This is a genomic window from uncultured Winogradskyella sp. (assembly GCF_947498005.1).
GTDB lineage: Bacteria > Bacteroidota > Bacteroidia > Flavobacteriales > Flavobacteriaceae > Winogradskyella.
Genome location: NZ_CANMIW010000001.1, coordinates 1 through 16,328 on the forward strand (window position 1 = coordinate 1; position 16,328 = coordinate 16,328).

General features: G+C 29.9%; 26 protein-coding genes. 23 read left to right on the forward strand and 3 right to left on the reverse strand.

The window, feature by feature from the left end; all coding sequences use genetic code 11:
- Positions 1 to 170 precede the first annotated feature (170 nt).
- Entirely contained in the window at positions 171 to 749 is a 579-nt protein-coding gene (locus Q0891_RS00005; protein ID WP_299097866.1) for a hypothetical protein, read from the forward strand.
- Positions 750 to 870: 121 nt separating this feature from the next.
- Here the strand turns inward: Q0891_RS00005 and Q0891_RS00010 are convergent, their stop codons facing one another.
- Positions 871 to 1,038, reverse strand: coding sequence for a hypothetical protein (locus Q0891_RS00010; protein WP_299097877.1), 168 nt, complete (start codon positions 1,036 to 1,038; stop codon positions 871 to 873).
- A gap of 486 nt (positions 1,039 to 1,524) precedes the next feature.
- Between Q0891_RS00010 and Q0891_RS00015 the strand changes: the two genes are divergently transcribed.
- The 13 genes from Q0891_RS00015 (at position 1,525) to Q0891_RS00075 (ending at position 10,761) form a co-directional block, all read left to right on the forward strand.
- Positions 1,525 to 2,412, forward strand: coding sequence for a carboxypeptidase-like regulatory domain-containing protein (locus Q0891_RS00015; RefSeq protein WP_299097879.1), 888 nt, complete (start codon positions 1,525 to 1,527; stop codon positions 2,410 to 2,412).
- 157 nt (positions 2,413 to 2,569) lie between these two features.
- A complete protein-coding gene (locus tag Q0891_RS00020; protein WP_299097882.1) occupies positions 2,570 to 3,025 on the forward strand; it encodes a hypothetical protein in 456 nt (151 codons plus the stop codon).
- A 163-nt stretch (positions 3,026 to 3,188) separates the two neighbouring features.
- Positions 3,189 to 3,320 (forward strand): hypothetical protein, encoded by a 132-nt coding sequence (locus Q0891_RS00025; protein ID WP_299097884.1) that lies wholly within the window; start codon positions 3,189 to 3,191, stop codon positions 3,318 to 3,320.
- A 10-nt stretch (positions 3,321 to 3,330) separates the two neighbouring features.
- Positions 3,331 to 3,963 (forward strand): hypothetical protein, encoded by a 633-nt coding sequence (locus Q0891_RS00030; protein WP_299097886.1) that lies wholly within the window; start codon positions 3,331 to 3,333, stop codon positions 3,961 to 3,963.
- A gap of 12 nt (positions 3,964 to 3,975) precedes the next feature.
- On the forward strand, positions 3,976 to 4,497 hold the full coding sequence (locus Q0891_RS00035; protein ID WP_299097888.1) for a hypothetical protein: 522 nt from the start codon (positions 3,976 to 3,978) through the stop codon (positions 4,495 to 4,497).
- Between the two features lie 32 nt (positions 4,498 to 4,529).
- Positions 4,530 to 5,426, forward strand: coding sequence for a hypothetical protein (locus Q0891_RS00040; RefSeq protein WP_299097890.1), 897 nt, complete (start codon positions 4,530 to 4,532; stop codon positions 5,424 to 5,426).
- A 621-nt stretch (positions 5,427 to 6,047) separates the two neighbouring features.
- Entirely contained in the window at positions 6,048 to 7,163 is a 1,116-nt protein-coding gene (locus Q0891_RS00045) for a DUF4198 domain-containing protein (protein WP_299098754.1), read from the forward strand.
- Positions 7,163 to 7,840 carry a HupE/UreJ family protein gene (locus Q0891_RS00050; RefSeq protein WP_299097891.1) on the forward strand — a complete coding sequence of 226 codons (678 nt, stop codon included), beginning with the start codon at positions 7,163 to 7,165 and terminating at the stop codon, positions 7,838 to 7,840. Before Q0891_RS00045 ends, Q0891_RS00050 begins: the two co-directional genes overlap by 1 nt.
- Before the next feature lie 101 nt (positions 7,841 to 7,941).
- Positions 7,942 to 8,073, forward strand: a complete 132-nt coding sequence (locus Q0891_RS00055; protein WP_299097892.1) for a hypothetical protein — start codon at positions 7,942 to 7,944, stop codon at positions 8,071 to 8,073.
- 493 nt (positions 8,074 to 8,566) lie between these two features.
- On the forward strand, positions 8,567 to 9,409 hold the full coding sequence (locus tag Q0891_RS00060) for a helix-turn-helix domain-containing protein (RefSeq protein ID WP_299097894.1): 843 nt from the start codon (positions 8,567 to 8,569) through the stop codon (positions 9,407 to 9,409).
- Between the two features lie 90 nt (positions 9,410 to 9,499).
- Entirely contained in the window at positions 9,500 to 9,652 is a 153-nt protein-coding gene (locus Q0891_RS00065) for a hypothetical protein (RefSeq protein ID WP_299097897.1), read from the forward strand.
- A 144-nt stretch (positions 9,653 to 9,796) separates the two neighbouring features.
- A complete protein-coding gene (locus Q0891_RS00070) occupies positions 9,797 to 10,345 on the forward strand; it encodes a carboxymuconolactone decarboxylase family protein (RefSeq protein ID WP_299097899.1) in 549 nt (182 codons plus the stop codon).
- Positions 10,346 to 10,377: 32 nt separating this feature from the next.
- Entirely contained in the window at positions 10,378 to 10,761 is a 384-nt protein-coding gene (locus tag Q0891_RS00075; RefSeq protein ID WP_299097901.1) for a cupredoxin domain-containing protein, read from the forward strand.
- Between the two features lie 82 nt (positions 10,762 to 10,843).
- On the opposite strand, the gene Q0891_RS00080 is transcribed toward Q0891_RS00075, so the two are convergent.
- Entirely contained in the window at positions 10,844 to 11,179 is a 336-nt protein-coding gene (locus Q0891_RS00080) for a single-stranded DNA-binding protein (protein ID WP_299097903.1), read from the reverse strand.
- A gap of 420 nt (positions 11,180 to 11,599) precedes the next feature.
- Here Q0891_RS00080 and Q0891_RS00085 point away from each other — a divergent pair, with 420 nt between their 5' ends.
- From Q0891_RS00085 to Q0891_RS00120, 8 genes are all read left to right on the forward strand, one after another.
- Entirely contained in the window at positions 11,600 to 11,878 is a 279-nt protein-coding gene (locus tag Q0891_RS00085; protein ID WP_299097905.1) for a hypothetical protein, read from the forward strand.
- Positions 11,879 to 11,970: 92 nt separating this feature from the next.
- Positions 11,971 to 12,099, forward strand: coding sequence for a hypothetical protein (locus tag Q0891_RS00090; protein ID WP_299097907.1), 129 nt, complete (start codon positions 11,971 to 11,973; stop codon positions 12,097 to 12,099).
- Between the two features lie 41 nt (positions 12,100 to 12,140).
- Positions 12,141 to 12,662: a hypothetical protein gene (locus Q0891_RS00095; protein WP_299097909.1), complete on the forward strand. Its 522-nt coding sequence runs from the start codon at positions 12,141 to 12,143 to the stop codon at positions 12,660 to 12,662.
- Entirely contained in the window at positions 12,659 to 13,189 is a 531-nt protein-coding gene (locus Q0891_RS00100) for a hypothetical protein (protein WP_299097911.1), read from the forward strand. Before Q0891_RS00095 ends, Q0891_RS00100 begins: the two co-directional genes overlap by 4 nt.
- Positions 13,190 to 13,266: 77 nt before the next feature.
- Positions 13,267 to 13,533, forward strand: coding sequence for a hypothetical protein (locus tag Q0891_RS00105; RefSeq protein ID WP_299097913.1), 267 nt, complete (start codon positions 13,267 to 13,269; stop codon positions 13,531 to 13,533).
- A gap of 64 nt (positions 13,534 to 13,597) precedes the next feature.
- Positions 13,598 to 13,726 (forward strand): hypothetical protein, encoded by a 129-nt coding sequence (locus tag Q0891_RS00110; RefSeq protein ID WP_299097915.1) that lies wholly within the window; start codon positions 13,598 to 13,600, stop codon positions 13,724 to 13,726.
- An 87-nt stretch (positions 13,727 to 13,813) separates the two neighbouring features.
- A complete protein-coding gene (locus Q0891_RS00115) occupies positions 13,814 to 14,164 on the forward strand; it encodes a hypothetical protein (RefSeq protein ID WP_178991074.1) in 351 nt (116 codons plus the stop codon).
- Entirely contained in the window at positions 14,165 to 14,863 is a 699-nt protein-coding gene (locus Q0891_RS00120) for a hypothetical protein (RefSeq protein ID WP_299097917.1), read from the forward strand.
- Here the strand turns inward: Q0891_RS00120 and Q0891_RS00125 are convergent.
- Positions 14,860 to 15,339 carry a CBS domain-containing protein gene (locus Q0891_RS00125; RefSeq protein WP_299097920.1) on the reverse strand — a complete coding sequence of 160 codons (480 nt, stop codon included), beginning with the start codon at positions 15,337 to 15,339 and terminating at the stop codon, positions 14,860 to 14,862. The two genes, Q0891_RS00120 and Q0891_RS00125, sit on opposite strands and share 4 nt — an antisense overlap.
- Before the next feature lie 135 nt (positions 15,340 to 15,474).
- On the opposite strand from Q0891_RS00125, the gene Q0891_RS00130 reads away from it, so the two are divergent.
- On the forward strand, positions 15,475 to 16,284 hold the full coding sequence (locus Q0891_RS00130) for a hypothetical protein (RefSeq protein ID WP_299097922.1): 810 nt from the start codon (positions 15,475 to 15,477) through the stop codon (positions 16,282 to 16,284).
- Positions 16,285 to 16,328: the final 44 nt, after the last annotated feature.

Consider the following 16,328-nt stretch of genomic DNA (forward strand, 5'->3'; position numbering starts at 1 on the left):
TTCGGAATATTCACGGGTTCGTTAAAGTTTGCTAACTTAGTTGCTTAACCACGCAACTAACCATACACAAACACGTTAGCCATAATGTGAAACCAACGCCATAGATGATTATAATATTTCTGTTTTTAACCTTAATTATTGTGCTTTTCTATCCTATTATCGGATTTAAAATGTTCAAGTCTCTTAAGAAAAAGAATAAGCCGAAATTTTATCGACTTTCTATCATATTATTAATTCTGATTTTGATTCCTGGCTTTTTCTGGAAATTACTACCTGGCTCTGACTTTTTTTGGCAACCTATAGAAAACGCTCAAGAAAAAAACTATAATCTTGAATTAACCGGATTTGAATATAATGATGGAGATTTGATATACGAATACGAAACTGAACGAGCTTTTAATGGAGATGGATATTCGATTTGGATTTATAAAATCGACGAAAAAACTGCCGAATATTTCAAAAACCCAAATGAAGAGTTTTTTATCAAATATCCAAAAACCGATTTCAGAAATGATTGGGATTCTGAATTTTGGAAACGTACACCTTTTGACCAAAATGAACAGAAATTTTTAGACTTTGCACATAGCACTCTTGATGAACTGGATTTTGAATTAGAGGATTTACTCAACGAAAATGGAAATTATTATGCTTATGAATACTATATGCACAGTTTTGGAATTGGAAATATTGATTTTTACATAATCTGTCCGAATCGAAAGTTGATAGTTAAGATAAATAACAATACGTAAATAAACACTATGGCTAACACCGTGTATAATTTATTGCTAGGTTCTTCCCTACTTGCGAAAATTCCTGCGGAATTTTCTCGGGTTCGTAAAAGTTTGCTAATTTAGTTGCTTAACCACGCAACTAACCATACACAAACACGTTGGCTTTAATGCCCAAAAAACCAGAAAACATGAAGAACATCAAAACTAATGTACAGAAACCACCATCAAAAAAGAAATTAATAATATTTACTCTTCTTTGGGTTATAAGTACAATTTCTTTTCTACTATTAATGACTGATTTTTTCACGGAGTCACCATTTAAAAGTAGTTATATAGGGTTTTATATGTTATTGTTTGCTTCGACTATTGGAATTATTCTAATATATTCTAACTATCGCAAAGCTAAAGCAATTGAATAAATAAAACAGCATTGGGAATTTTAGTTGGTTAGTGAAATTTATAAAATTTGTACTCAATATCTCTAAATCGAAATTGAAATATATGGCGAATTATTGCGAGTTTGTTGAATGAAAATCTTGCTAAATCTAAGAGATTGATTGTGGAATTAAAGATTGACAAAATAAGAAAGCTGAAAAAATTTTAAATCAGAAAAAAAGCACTAAAAGCCAACACCGTGTATAATTAATTGCTAGGTCACTGCCGACTTACGAAAATTCCGCTGGAATTTTCTATCCGTGATTTATTTGCTAACTTAGTTGCTTAACCACGCAACTAACCATACACAATCACGTTAGGCAACATTAAAACTCAACCGCAAAAGAAAACACATAATTTGAAAAAAATCTCATTTTTACTTTTTTTAATTAGCATTAACTTAATTAATTCACAAACTATAAATGGAACCGTAAAAGATTCAGTTACTGGAGAAAATGTAGCTTTTGCCAATATAGTTCTGAAAAATGGAAAAGGAACATATTCAAATGAATTTGGAGGGTTTGAATTAGAAATAAAAAATTTTACTACGGATACTTTAAAAATTTCTAACCTTGGTTATGAATCAAAAATTTTGCCTCTAATTAATCTAAAAAAAGCAATAAAATTTGAGATATTATTAAAACCGAGAGTTGAAAATTTAGATGAAGTCTTAATATCAAGCAAAAAAATAAAATATACTGATAAAAAATTATTAGGAGACAAAAAAGAGGGAAATATTGGAGTTACTTCTTTAATTGGCTACGAAACTGCAATTTTTATAGATAATCCAAAAAATATAAAAGGAAAGCTAAAGCGAATCTACATTGATTTAAAGAAAAGAAAAAACGCTGAATATATAGCCACTTTAAATATAAAAATCTACGAGTTAGACTCAATTAATAACAAACCACGAAAATTGTTACACAACAAGAACCTTTATGTCAAACCAAAAAATAAGAAATATCGTTTATGGATAGATGTAAAGGATTTTGATATAAATTTTCCGATAAACGGAGTTTTTATAGGAATAGAAATGGTTAACACTTTTGGTAAAGTAAAAAAATATGCTCGTTTCGGTCCAATGTTTAGATACACAATTAACAAAGATAAAAACGCCAGAACTTGGTCTAATTATCATAATTCAGGTTGGAAAGGTAGCTCAATAGAACATAAAAAATTCAAACGAACTAAAACTGGAATTTCAAATCCTATGGTTGGAATAGAAGTATTATATCCTAAAGAATAATAACGTTGCCTAACACCGTATAAAATTAATGGCTAGTTCTCGCCTACTTACGAAAATCCTCACGGATTTTCTATTCGGTTTGTATTTACTAAATTAATTGCTGAAACACGCAACTAACCATACACAAACACGTTATGCAACATACGAGAGAAACATTATGAGTAGAATTTCAAAATCGGACATTTTATATTTATTTGACGAATTATGGCCATTAATGCCATACGCTCAAGACCATAAACGAAATTGTTTGGAGCAATTAAAACCGATTGAGAATTATTTTGCTAAATACTCGCTAAAAGAAAATCATGACGAATTGTTAATCGGACTTGATTCGTTAGACGGAATTGGATTGACGATTGCGAGTGGATTAATTTGGTCTGCACACAGGAAAGACAGAGTGCCTTTTGACAAGTATACTATGACTTATGCACTCGAATTAAAATTATTGCGAACGGAAAAAATATCTAATGATTATATTGAGGTTTCCGAAATTATAAAAGAATACTGTGACGGAATGGAATTTGAAGATGGGAGCGAATACGAAATTGAAAATTTTGTTAGAGACGCTATGATAGAAATGGAAGACAAAGATTATTTGATAGAACCGAAGTAATACTTAAAGTACGTTGCACAACACCATATAAAATTAATTACTTCTACTAGCCTACTTACAAAAATCCATATCAACCTTCTATTTCAATTGTATTTACTAAATTAGTGGCTAAAACAAGCTATTAATCAAACCTATTATTGACACAACCAAATTTAATTAAGAAATGAAAAAACTATTATTTATGATATTTATGACATCAATTATTTTATCATGTGATGAAGAGCCTTGCACAAAAACCATAGATACCTTTGATGGTCCTCAAGAAATAGAAGTTGACTGCGCATTTGCTGATTAAATTTTAAACAATGAAAAACATTTTTATAGTATTATTTATCGTCTTTGCTATCACTGTTTCATATTCACAAGATAAAATCACTATTCAATTTACCGATAGTACCGAAATAAAAGGTTATGGCAGAATTAAGTTGAATGGTAATATTCTTTACAGAAAGGAAAAAAAATCTGAAAAAGAGATCTATAGTTATAAGACTGAAAAAAAAGTCAAAAAAGTGACAATTCATTATGACGATTATGATAAAAGTTATGAGTATAAATTCACTTATTTCGATGGCATGAAACATCATAAACTATTAGAAATTTATAAAGCTGGCAAGGTTAATCTCTATATAAAAAACACAACTACAAATACAAATGCAATAGCAACAGGAGGTTTTGGAATGACTTATACAACTACTAGTTATTACATTTCAAAAAAAGATAATGATACAATTATAGACCTAAGACAAGGTAATACGTACTCAAATAGATTTAGAAAAAAAATTGCACCAAAATTTTTTAATGATTGTACGGATTTAATAGACAAAATTAATACTCGAGATTTTTTTAACCGTTATGGAATTGGATCTGTTGTGGACTATTATAATGAAAAGTGTGAATCAAAACAGAAAGTAAAAACACGTGAGACCACAGAAGACTAAAACCAAAAAATAATGACCAACCGAGTTTTATCAGCACTTACAATTAGAATAGCAGGACTATATTTATTCACTAAGATTTTTGATCATTTTGGGTCTTATTTCCTCTCAATTTATGGCGCTTTGATAATGGCACAATTCGATGAATTATTAACTGAACCAATTGATAAGTTATATTTTACAGGAGCGTTTATGACAATAGCCAACATTACTGTTTCACTATTTCTTTTTATAAAAGCAGAATGGATTGCTGAAAAACTAATTAAATCAGAAGAAGAAATAAAAACGGAACTCACCCCTAAATCTTTAACCAAAGTGATTCTATTAACTGTTGGTGTTACTTGGTTGGCACAATTAATCTACCTCATCCCAGAATTCATTGATTACTGTTTTAAATTTATATCTGTAATGAACGGTAACGAAGATTTAGAATTACCAGATTTTGCATTTCCTAAGTATATTCTAAAAACTATACTGACATTAATTATAATATTCCGGATTGAAAAAATATCGAATTGGATTTTAAAGAAAATGTAAAAACACTTTACAACCATTTTAAACGCACATTAATGAACAAAATAATTATAGGAACATTATTGGTTTTTTTAATGCTGTCTTGTCAAAAAAAGGAAGCATATAACTATATCAAAAATTACTATCAAGATGTTTATTTAGCAGAAGAAGCTTACTACAAAAAAGATTATAAAAAGGTTGTTGAAATAATGTCCACTGTAGAAAATAAGTGCGAACTTATTAACCAAAGTATGATTTACGAAATTGAAAAATATGCTGAATCCACTGCTCATATCGGAAAAAACGAAAAAACTTTTGAACTCATCAGAAAATTAATTTTAAAAGGTTATGAATTAGATGATTTTAAAACCAATGCGGCTTTTCAAAATATCATTAACACAACCCAATGGCATGATGTAGAAAAAGAATTTGATTTGTTACACACACAATACCTTAATTCTATCAACCTAGAATTGAGAAAAAAAGTAAGTGAAATGACAAGAATTGACCAACTATATAGACAAAGAGGTCAATATAATCAACAAAAGTGTGACAGTATTGATACTATAAATGAAATAGAATTAAAACAAATTATCGCAACCTATGGTTATCCTGATGACAAAGTTATTGGAGGATATAAAATAGACCAGAAAAGTGTAAATCCAATGATTTTACTGTTTCATTTTGATGATTTCGATTATTGGACAAAGACGCTTAAAGAATTAATTAAAACAGGTCAAGCACCACCAAATAGCCTCGGAAACTTTGTGGATAGTTATCAAAGACGTGTGCCAGAAGAAAAAAAATTCATCTATGGAATTTATGATAATTCAGGAGAAGAAGATATTATAGAATTTGATAAACTCGATGATAGAAGAATTTCAATTGGACTTCCACCTATGAAATTAATGAAGAGTATTGATAGTTTAAAAAGACGACATTATGGATTTTAGAATAAATAAACTCTTGAAACTAAAAAATCGATTTAAGTTCATGATATAAAACCAAACAAATGGAAAACTTTTTTGTCATAATTTTATTTTGTTGCCTTTTATATATGGTGTTTAGCCATATAAAAATTCTATACTACAGAAAGATAAAATCTTTTGATGATGAAATTGAAGCCTTCCTGAAATCAAACAATCAAGAATTTATTGAAAAAAGAAGACCGAATAATGACGACTAGAAAAATAGTGCATTTAAAAAACCTGCTAATGTTGAAGTACGATTTTTTATGTTTCAGGTCAATGGTTCACCAGCAACTTGGACAGAAATAAAACACAGAGTTGTAGTTGCAAAAAACCAAAACCACAAACAGTGCTATTGGTTAGAAATTAAAACAACATATTTAAAAAAAAAAACTGAAATTCACCATCATGGATTCTACATCAAAAAACTAGACCAAATAAAAACTAAAAAGCAAATTTATTTTAGTCATTACTTGTTCCCTAATGTCTTCATTAGACTAATTCTTTTTGTATATTGAAATCGTTAAACAACAAATTATGATATTAAATAACGGAAAATTTTCTAAAAAATTAATAACTAAATTTCGCACACCATTTTATCTACTATTGGCTTTTATACTGTTTTGTAGTCATGATCTGTTTATAAAAATGGAATCCTATTTTTTACAACCCAATCAAGAAACCACACTAAGTTTATACAACGGAACTTTTGAGAGTAGTGAAAATACCATAACACGCGATCGCATTTTAGATGCCTCTATTGTAGCTCACGGTAAACGTACTGCAATAGATTCAGCGTCATGGAAAGATCAAGACACAACCCTAACGCAATTAACATTTAATGTCGGTAAACCTGGTACATACGTTGCAGGTGTTTCTACTAAGGATAGAAATATAGAATTAACTGCAGAAAAATTCAATGCCTACTTAAAAAGTGATGGCGTATTTGATATGTTGAAAAAACGAACTAATGATAGTTTATTAGATCAAGACGCTGTTGAAAATTATCAAAAGCACGTAAAAGCCATATATCAAGTTGGAGATATTAAAAGTAATGACTGGAAAACCATTTTGGGTTACCCAATTGAGTTTGTACCACAAGCAAATCCTTATGAAAAGCATAGTGGCGAAAAATTAGATTTACTGTTACTACTCGATGGTGAGCCACTGACTAACCAACTCGTTTTTGCAAATTATGTTAAAGATAATCATACACACAAACATAGCGATGAAGGTAAAGCACATAAGCATGAAGGAGAAAGCCATGAGCATGAGCATGCTAATAATACCAATGAGCATTCGCACAACGACAGCCACAACCATGAGAGCGATGGAGAACATCACAGCCATGAAGATGCAACTACCTCTGATAGTCATAGCCACGCACATGACGATTCTGAAAAAGAGCATTCGCACACTAATGGTCAACAATTACAAACTAATGATAAGGGTATTGTTACAGTAGACTTGCCAGAAGATGGTACTTACTATGTACGCACTATTAGTATGAAAAATGTTATTGATAGCGATACACTAACTCATAAATCTAAATGGGCAACACTTACTTTTGGTGTTAGCCACTCTCACGATCCTAATTCTAAAACAGATAGTCACAGTCACGATCATGAAGATGAGAATGGATTACCAATATGGGTTTTCATTTTAGCTAGTGTTTTTATTGTCGCCATTTTATTTTTAATCTTTAGAAAAAAAGAGTCATAATGGCAATTAATTTCAAACGGTCATTAACTGTTACATTATTAATGATTCCGGTTTTAGGCATCGCTCATGGTGTCACTGATGCTGACCAAGAGCTTTTGCTACAAGGCGGATTATGGGCTTACATTAGAGTTGGTGCAACTCATATGCTAACAGGTTATGACCACCTTCTGTTTTTAGCTGGTGTTGTATTTTACTTAAAGAATTTTAAAGACATTCTTAAATTTATTAGTGTTTTTACAATAGGCCATTGTATCACATTAATTGGCGCAACATATGCTGGTATTACCGCCAATGATCATTTAATTGATGCTGTGATTGCATTAAGTGTTTTATATAAAGGTTTTGAAAACTTAAATGACTTTAAAAAACTAAATATTAATGTTCCTAATTTATTATTAATGGTTGGTATTTTTGGGTTAATCCATGGGTTTGGATTGTCTACTAAACTGCAGTCATTTGATTTAGGTACTGATCAATTATTAGCAAAGATTTTGTGTTTCAATTTAGGTGTAGAAATAGGGCAAATATTAGCATTAATCCCTATTGTATTCTTAATTACACTTGCCAGAAAAAGCAATCAGTTTTCTGCTTTTTATAAAGCGGTTAATTGGTATTTAATTTTAGCAGGTGTTGCGTTATTTATCTATCAAATGTATGGCTACTTTTCTAGTCATTAGCATAATGTATTGATATTGAAACCTTATTGATTAACTAACTTAAATGCAAATAAACAAAAGCGTACGCTTATAAAACATTCAACTATGCAATACTACTAACAATGATGTTTGCTGTAATAAGCTGTTTAGATGACGACGATTGTCCTAACGAAATGATAGTTAATAATAATCGCGAAAGTGTAGAAAGAGCTGAAGACTTTGATCTCGAGCCTTCAAGACCTATAGGAGAATAAATGGCCAAATAAAAATGAAAAATAAAACCTTAATAATCACTAATAGTATTTTATTATTAATTGCACTATACACCTTCATAGCGATTCACTTACCATCTATTTTAAATTTTTCCAATAAAACAGATTATGTTTCTAAAGGAGGAGATCATCTTACAGACGGTTTATTTGTGTATTTATTTCACTATTGTGTTCTCATTATCTTTTACCTACTTAATGTCAGCATTATAATAAAAAGTCTTAATAAAAGAAAGTCAAACCTTGTCATAGCCATTATATCTACGTTAATTATGATCAGTTTTCACTTTATAGGGAATAGTAAAATAGACGAAAATACTATCCAAGTTGAAGCGTTAGAATAACAGAATTGTAAAAACGTAAATCAATAGAACGTTCTATTCTAAAACCTGAAACACAAATCGCTTTATTTATCATTTTTTAAATAAATAATCTAGCTCTTTTGTAATTTTTAGTTGATTTTATAGACTTAAGAGCTATGATTTACACATTTAAAGAATTTTCTACAAATGCCATTTTTAATATTGGCAATGCGGATGATTTGCGCGCCTTTAAAACAGCAAAACAATGTGAGTTATTTACATTTATTTGGGCGAAGTTAGAAGCTGTAGAATTAATTATAGACAATGTACCTATTACAGTACCTGCCAATAGTATATTAGCACTTACTCCAATTCAATACCTTCAATATATTAATGGTAAGCATGCCATTGTATATCAATTTAATCGTGAATTTTATTGTATTAAAGATCATGATCAGGAAGTAAGTTGTGTTGGTATTTTATTTTTTGGAAATACCAATATTCCTATTATTCATTTAGATACTGTTGAGCAACTAAAATTTGATACACTACATGAAGTTTTTATTGACGAATTAGAAACTGAAGATAACATTCAAGCTGAAATGCTCAGAATGTTAATGGCAAGATTTATCATTAAAACCACTCGTTTATTAAAAGCTAAGGAAGGCATTACAGAATCGCCTAAAAGCTCTAAAGTAGATTTGCTGCGTGAATTTAATTACTTAGTTGAGCAACATTTTAAAACAGAACACAGCGTATCTTTCTATGCCGAAAAATTATTCAGATCGCCAAAAACGCTTTCTAATAACTTTGCCAAGTTAAATAGAAGTCCATTACAAATTATACATGATCGTATTGTGCTAGAAACCCAACGTCAATTAGTTTATACTGATAAAACAGCAAAAGAAATTGCTTATGATATTGGTTTTGAAGACGCATCACACTTAAGTCGCTTGTTTAAAAAAATCACTTCCATATCACCTTCAGACTATAAAAAACGCCTTAAAACTCATAGTTAGGAAAAATTGACATGCTTAAGGGCAAATTCTTCATTTTATGTCATTGATATCTAGAGCATCTTTGCACTGTAACATTAAAACAACAGTAAGATGAAATTTAAAAACAGATCTATATTCAATCTCATAGAGATCTTTACCAATAGTCCAAAAAAAATAGCAAGCACTATTAATACCGAAACACATTGTGCTCAAAAGCACATTCACGACTTTTATTGTGATGCAGAAAAGCCTTATATAGGCTAATTTCTATCACTGGGAAAAATTGACATGTCATTGGGAATAACAACCATTTTTTGACATTGAGATTTGAAGCAACTTTGTACCATCAAAACATAAAACAATTCACAAACTTTCTAATTTAAGATTAGAGTAAAATTATTTAAAAACATGAGCACATTTAATATTTTAAAAAGAGAAGACGTAAGCGCTAATAACCAAGCCATATTTGACAACCTTAATAAAGCACTTGGTTTTGTGCCTAACTTGTATGCCACTTACGCTAATAGTGACACAGCATTAGAAAACTACTTAAATTTTGCCAATGCAAAAACATCTTTATCAGCTAAAGAAAAAGAAGTTGTAAACCTTGCAGTAAGCCAAGTAAACGATTGTATTTATTGTTTATCTGCACATACAGCAATAGGCAAGATGAATGGCTTTACAGACGAGCAAATATTAGAGTTTAGAGCTGGCTTCTCATCAATTAACAACAAACTTGATGCTTTAGCAAAATTGGCTAAAAACATTACCGAAAACAGAGGGAAAACAGACCAAACGGTATTAGAAAATTATTTTAATGCAGGTTATACAAAAGGAAACTTAATTGATACTATTTCTTTAGTTGGTGATAAAACAATTTCAAATTATGTACACAGTACAACCTTAGTTCCTGTAGATTTTCCCTTAGCACAACCCTTAGAATTAGAAACTATATAATTATTAATATAACTTAAAAATCAGAAAAAAAAATGAAAAAATTAATCACAATTCTAGTAATAGCATTAACCTTTACAATAAACGGAAATGCACAAGACAATTTAAAAACTAAAGCAAAAACTGTAACTTTAGAACAAACCAAAGGTGAATTCACTCAGAAATCATTAACACTAACTGAAGGAGATTATATTTTTGAAATTGCTAACAACAACGTTGGTAACCAAGTAGGTTTTGTTTTGGTACCAAAAGGAAAAGATGCATCGAAACCAGAAAATCACATTAAAACGGCTTACGTTACTAAAGCCGTAGAAAACAATACTAGTGAAACTAGTAATGTAACCAAATTAGAAAAAGGAGAATACATTTATTTTTGCCCATTAAACAAAACACCTCAATATACTTTAACTGTAGAATAATTTAGTTTACAATAAAGCAATTATACAAATGCAAAAAGAGCAACCTATTGGGTTGCTCTTTTGTGTATTTAAATAAAATAAATTAGTTCTTACCTAACATCAAAAGCTCATTACAAACTACTTCTGTTGTGTATCGCTTTATGCCATCCTTATCTTCCCAAGTTCTAGACGTCAACTTACCTTCTATTGCAATCTCTTTTCCTTTCGTAATATATTTTTCAATAATTTGAGCGGTTTTTCCCCAAGCGACAACATTGTGCCATTGCGTGTCATTTACTTTTTCGCCTTGCGCATTTTTATAACTATCATTTGTAGCGATAGAAAATTTAGCGAGGATTTTTCCTGATTCAAAATTAGTAATTTCTGGATCATTACCTAAGTTACCAATCAACTGTACTTTGTTTTTAAGCGTGTTCATAATTTCTAAATTTTAATGGTTAAACAGTTAATACTATCGAGTTCTTATGTTTCGACACTGCAAAGATGTAATGGCTTGCAAACTATATTCGGTAATTAATCACTTACATTCGTTTGTAAACGATTGTAGTTGTTTAAAAACACTTAAAAGCTTGTGATTGCTGAGAAATCAATGAGTTTTAAGTTAATGAGCATCCAAGGAAAAGATGCCAAATTTTTGATATTTCGTAAAGATAAAGCTTAATACCAACACCATGTGAAGATGTTTCTGCCAAAAGTTTACACTTCAAAAATAGAGAGTACTAAGAGGATTTATATTAACTGATAATTTATTATGATTTTAGTTTACGTTGTTTAAAACCTCATTTCTAATTATGTTATATTTAACCAATATACATTCACTTAGAAATATCAAAGTAAATTGAAAACAGGGAAACTACAATTGCCTAACACAACTAACGTTGCCAAAATTTTAAACCGAAATTACTATATCATTATAATTGTGATTATAGTTTTTGCAGTTATAAATTACGACCTGTTTAGCTCAGAACCTAAATATCTCATTACAGAAGGTTTCTTTTGGAAAGGAATAGCTATTGTGTTTCAATTAGCATTTTTAACCTCTATTATTCAGTGGCATTTTAAAAAAAGAAAATCGTTGATATCCTGCACAATGGAATTATTACTAAAGGGAATCTAAAATTTACTGAACGTATAAAACCGAACAAGACATCTGCATTCTATATACATTTATTTGAATATGTAGTTGATAATAAAACTTTTGAAATAACATTGAAAAGCAAACGTAAAACTGTAAATTCAGATTTTATTATATATCAATTAAACGATCCTAAGAAAGCAGTTGTATTTGAAGGTTTACCATCAAAACTAAAAAGTTTAATAGAAGCTTCTCCTAGATAAAATTGCTATAAATATTAAATTATTAATATCACAAAGTTTCAATGTTTACACCAACGTTAAGACTCATATTTGTTATTATAGGAATAATAACAGCCATTTTTTTTTACACTGAAGCCATGTATTCTAATATGGTAATGATGTTAATTGCTAGTGCTTTATTTGTTTATGGTTATTATAAATCAGGAACCGTTTACGCTGCCTTTCAACAGTTAAAAAAACAAAACTTTAAAAAAGCTGAAGCTTTGATTTCAATGATTAAAAATCCTGATCGATTAAGCAAAGGGCAAAAGAGCTATTATTATTTTAGTAAAGGTATTATAGATTCTGAAAAAGAAGACTGGGACAATGCATATACAAATCTTATAGAAGCCAACCGTATTGGACTAAGAACTAAAAATGACACCTCTATTGTATTACTCAACTTGGCCAACGTAGAGTTTGAACGAAAAAATTATGCATCTGCCGCAAACTATATTAAACATACAAAAGAATTTAAATTACAACCACTTATTAAAACCGAACTCGATAAATTAGAAAAGGCCATTAATTCAGTGCAAGGATGATTAAAGAAGCGTTTCAAAAACTAGCAGATGAGTACCAAACTATTTATCACCTTATAAAGAAAAGAGTTATTGGTATAGATAATTCTGCATCAGAAATAGATATTTATAAAATAAAGATTCCTTACCAACAGCATACTATTCATATAAAATATGAATTTGGTAATCATAATATGGCTGTAATAGAAACCACATTAATACCCAAAACAATCATTCCTAATATTGAATTAACTACAAGAAGTCATTTTTCGAGATTACTTAGCTTTAAAGCTAAAAGATGGTCTATTAAATCTTCTAACAGACTGCTAGAAAGAACAATTTTAGAAAATTTAAAAGCAACCCAGTTAACAGAGCTAGCAGAGAAAGACGCTTTTGAGCCTATTATAAAAGGCTACCAAAAAAATGAGAATTATATACTCAATACGCAGTTCTATTTAGGCTTTAATAACAAAGAAAAGACATTGGTTCCTATTATTACATTTTATAAAAACATGATCGATTATTTAGACAGAAATTATGGCAGCTATTAATTTAAGCAACATAGTTACTTTATATATTTTATCAATTTAATTCATTAAATTAGAAGCACTAAACCAAACCTAATAGAATGAAGAAATATGCTATCTTATTTGCCCTAACCGTATTACTAATATCATGTGGTTCTAAAAAAGAAGTTCCATCAAATAAAGTGAATGCTGAAAATAAAAATGTTGCCCAAATTTTAAAGGATAGTAATACGTTTTTAATAACAGAAATTTCTACAGATAAAACATATGGTCTAACACCAGAAAATGCAGTCGAAGTTGGTGGCTCTAAAGAAAAGGAAGGTCCTAGAAATGAACGACGTTATCTCAATGCTCTAACTAGGTCCTAATGGTGAAGCAATTTCATACTTTAGAGCAGGTAGCTGTTGCCCAGTAGAAAGTAAAAATGGATTGATGGGTTATGCCATGTTAGATAATTACAGAGTAACATGGGAAAACGCAAAAGACACCGTTTCTATTTATATTAACATGTACGATTCTGGTAAACTTAAAGCACCTGTTGGGTTTACGATAGCGAAATAAAACTTTCGCTTAGTACCATCTAATGAACTAAAAATCATTACCATTCAAAAATTATAATTAGTATATTGTTGATACAAATTTAAAATTATGCGCAAAAAGTGTCCAGAATGTGGTGATGTTATTATTGGCAGAATCGATAAAAAATACTGTAGTGATGGCTGTAGAAATGCGCAAAATAACCGTCTTAATAAAGATTCTAAAAACCTCGTAAGAAATACCAATAACAGATTACGAAAAAACTACAGAATACTTGAAGCTCTTAACCCAAACAAAAAAATGAAATGCTCAAGAGCTAAATTGATTGAAAAAGGTTTTGATTTTAATTACTTCACTAGTATTTACACCACAAAAGCTGGTACTGTTTATTATTTTGTATATGACCAAGGTTACTTACCTCTCGAAGGTGAATATTATGCATTAGTAAAACGCGATGATTAAATGATTAAAATAATTTCTCAAAATTTTGAGTTTCTAATACCTGTATTGTTTGCGGTTGGGATAATAACAGTCTTAATTGTAAGTTATTTTTTCAGCACAAAAAAGAACATTCTAAGAGCCTTATTAAAAACACCTGTAAAACCTATCAATAGGATTAGAGATAATGAGTATGCAAAAATAATTGGTAAAGCAAAATATGTGCATGAGCCATTAGTTGCTCCTTTAAGTGGTAAGAAGTGCGTATACTATCATGTTATCATAGAGCAAAAAGTAAAAAATGGCTGGAGCAAATATGCTGAGGACAAAAAAATGCAAGATTTCTTTATAGAATCTGGTAATGAACTCGCTCTTATAAATGCAACGCAAGCCAATAAATATTCTCGCGTATACCTCGTAAAAGATCATATTTTAAAAAGTGAATTTTTAAATGATGCTTCACCGCTTCAAACAAATTACCTTAAAAGCTTAAACAAAAAAAGCACCAATCTTTTAGGCCTCAATAAAACATTAAGGTATAAAGAAGGAGTCATAGAATTAGACGAAGTAATTACAATAAAAGGCATTGCCAAATGGAAAAGCTTAAATCAACCAATTGAAGGCTATTCTTATTCTAAAATCCTTCAAATATTTGGGAATGAAAAACAAAAGTTTCTTCTAACAGATATGCCAGAAGCTCTAAAAAAAGACAGAAGAATTTAACCTTTAGTAGCGCTATTCCAGTTTTCTCCTTTTAATTGTAGCGCTGCCTTTAAAATATCTTTTTGGCTAATTTGACCAATTAATTTTCCATTCTCCACAATAGGAAAACGTCGTCTTTTCGATTGTAAAAACTTATTAGCTGCATCAAAAACATCAAGATTTGCGTCTATAGTTTCTACATTAGTAGCCATACGTTTTTCTACATTATCATGCTCTAATGGCATGTTATAGTATCTACTTTCACTTAATTGTTTTAGGCAATCACCCTCAGAGATAATACCTACCAACTGTTGGTTACTATTAACTACTGGTCCACCAGAAATTTTGTTTTTTATAAGTGCCTCTACAACTTCTTGCACAGACTGTTCTGGCCTAAATGTTATGAGGTTTGTTGTCATATAATCTCTTACTTTTAGGGCTATTGTTTGCGAAGCATTTTGTTGCTTACGAGAACCTTGAAAACTTTTTACTGGCATAACAATTGTTTTTAGAGTGAATTCTAAAGTTACTGAAAATTAATTGGTTAACCAAATTCAACTATAACAGTACTATTATTTCGTACCTTTGAAAATATAATTCTATACTATTAACTCCATCAATTTAAATATATATTGAAAGCACAAATTAGCGTTATTGGCTGTGGTTGGCTAGGCTTACCTTTAGCGAAATCCTTAATTACTGACGGGTTTAAAATTCATGGTTCTACAACCTCAGTTGAAAAATTAAAAACGCTTAATCAATTTGAAATAGAGCCCTTTTTATTAACCTTAAATGAAAACGGGATATCAGGAGATTATGCGCAGTTTTTATCCGGAAGCGAAACCATAATTGTTAACATTCCACCAGGATTAAGACGAGATCCAGACAAGAATCACGTCGCAGAATTAAAACATTTAATACATGCCATTGAAGATAGCACTATTAAAAACGTACTCTATATTAGTTCTACTTCTGTTTTTCAAAATGAAGAAAATTTTAAAACTATAACCGAAAACACTAAGCCAAACGCCAAGTCAAATAGTGGACAACAACTTATAGAAATAGAAAATATGTTTATCAACAACCCTAATTTTAATACTACAATATTAAGATTTGGTGGCTTGTTTGATGCGCAAAGACATCCTTCAAAAATGTTATCTGGTAGAGAAAATGTTTCTAACCCAGAAGCTCCAATTAATTTAATTCATAAAACGGACTGCATTGCAATAATTCATAAAATTATTGAAATCAAATCTTGGAACAATATTTTAAACGCTGCATATCCCAAACATACTAATAAAGAGCAGTATTATAAAACTTATTGTAAACAGCATAATTTACCGTTACCAAATTATAACACTTCAGCAAAAAGTAAAGGAAAAATTATAGACAGCTCTAAATTGGTACAACTTTTGGATTATACTTTTAAGGTAGAACCTTAGAAATTAATAGATTTTTAAGACCATTTCTTAGAAATTTTTATAGA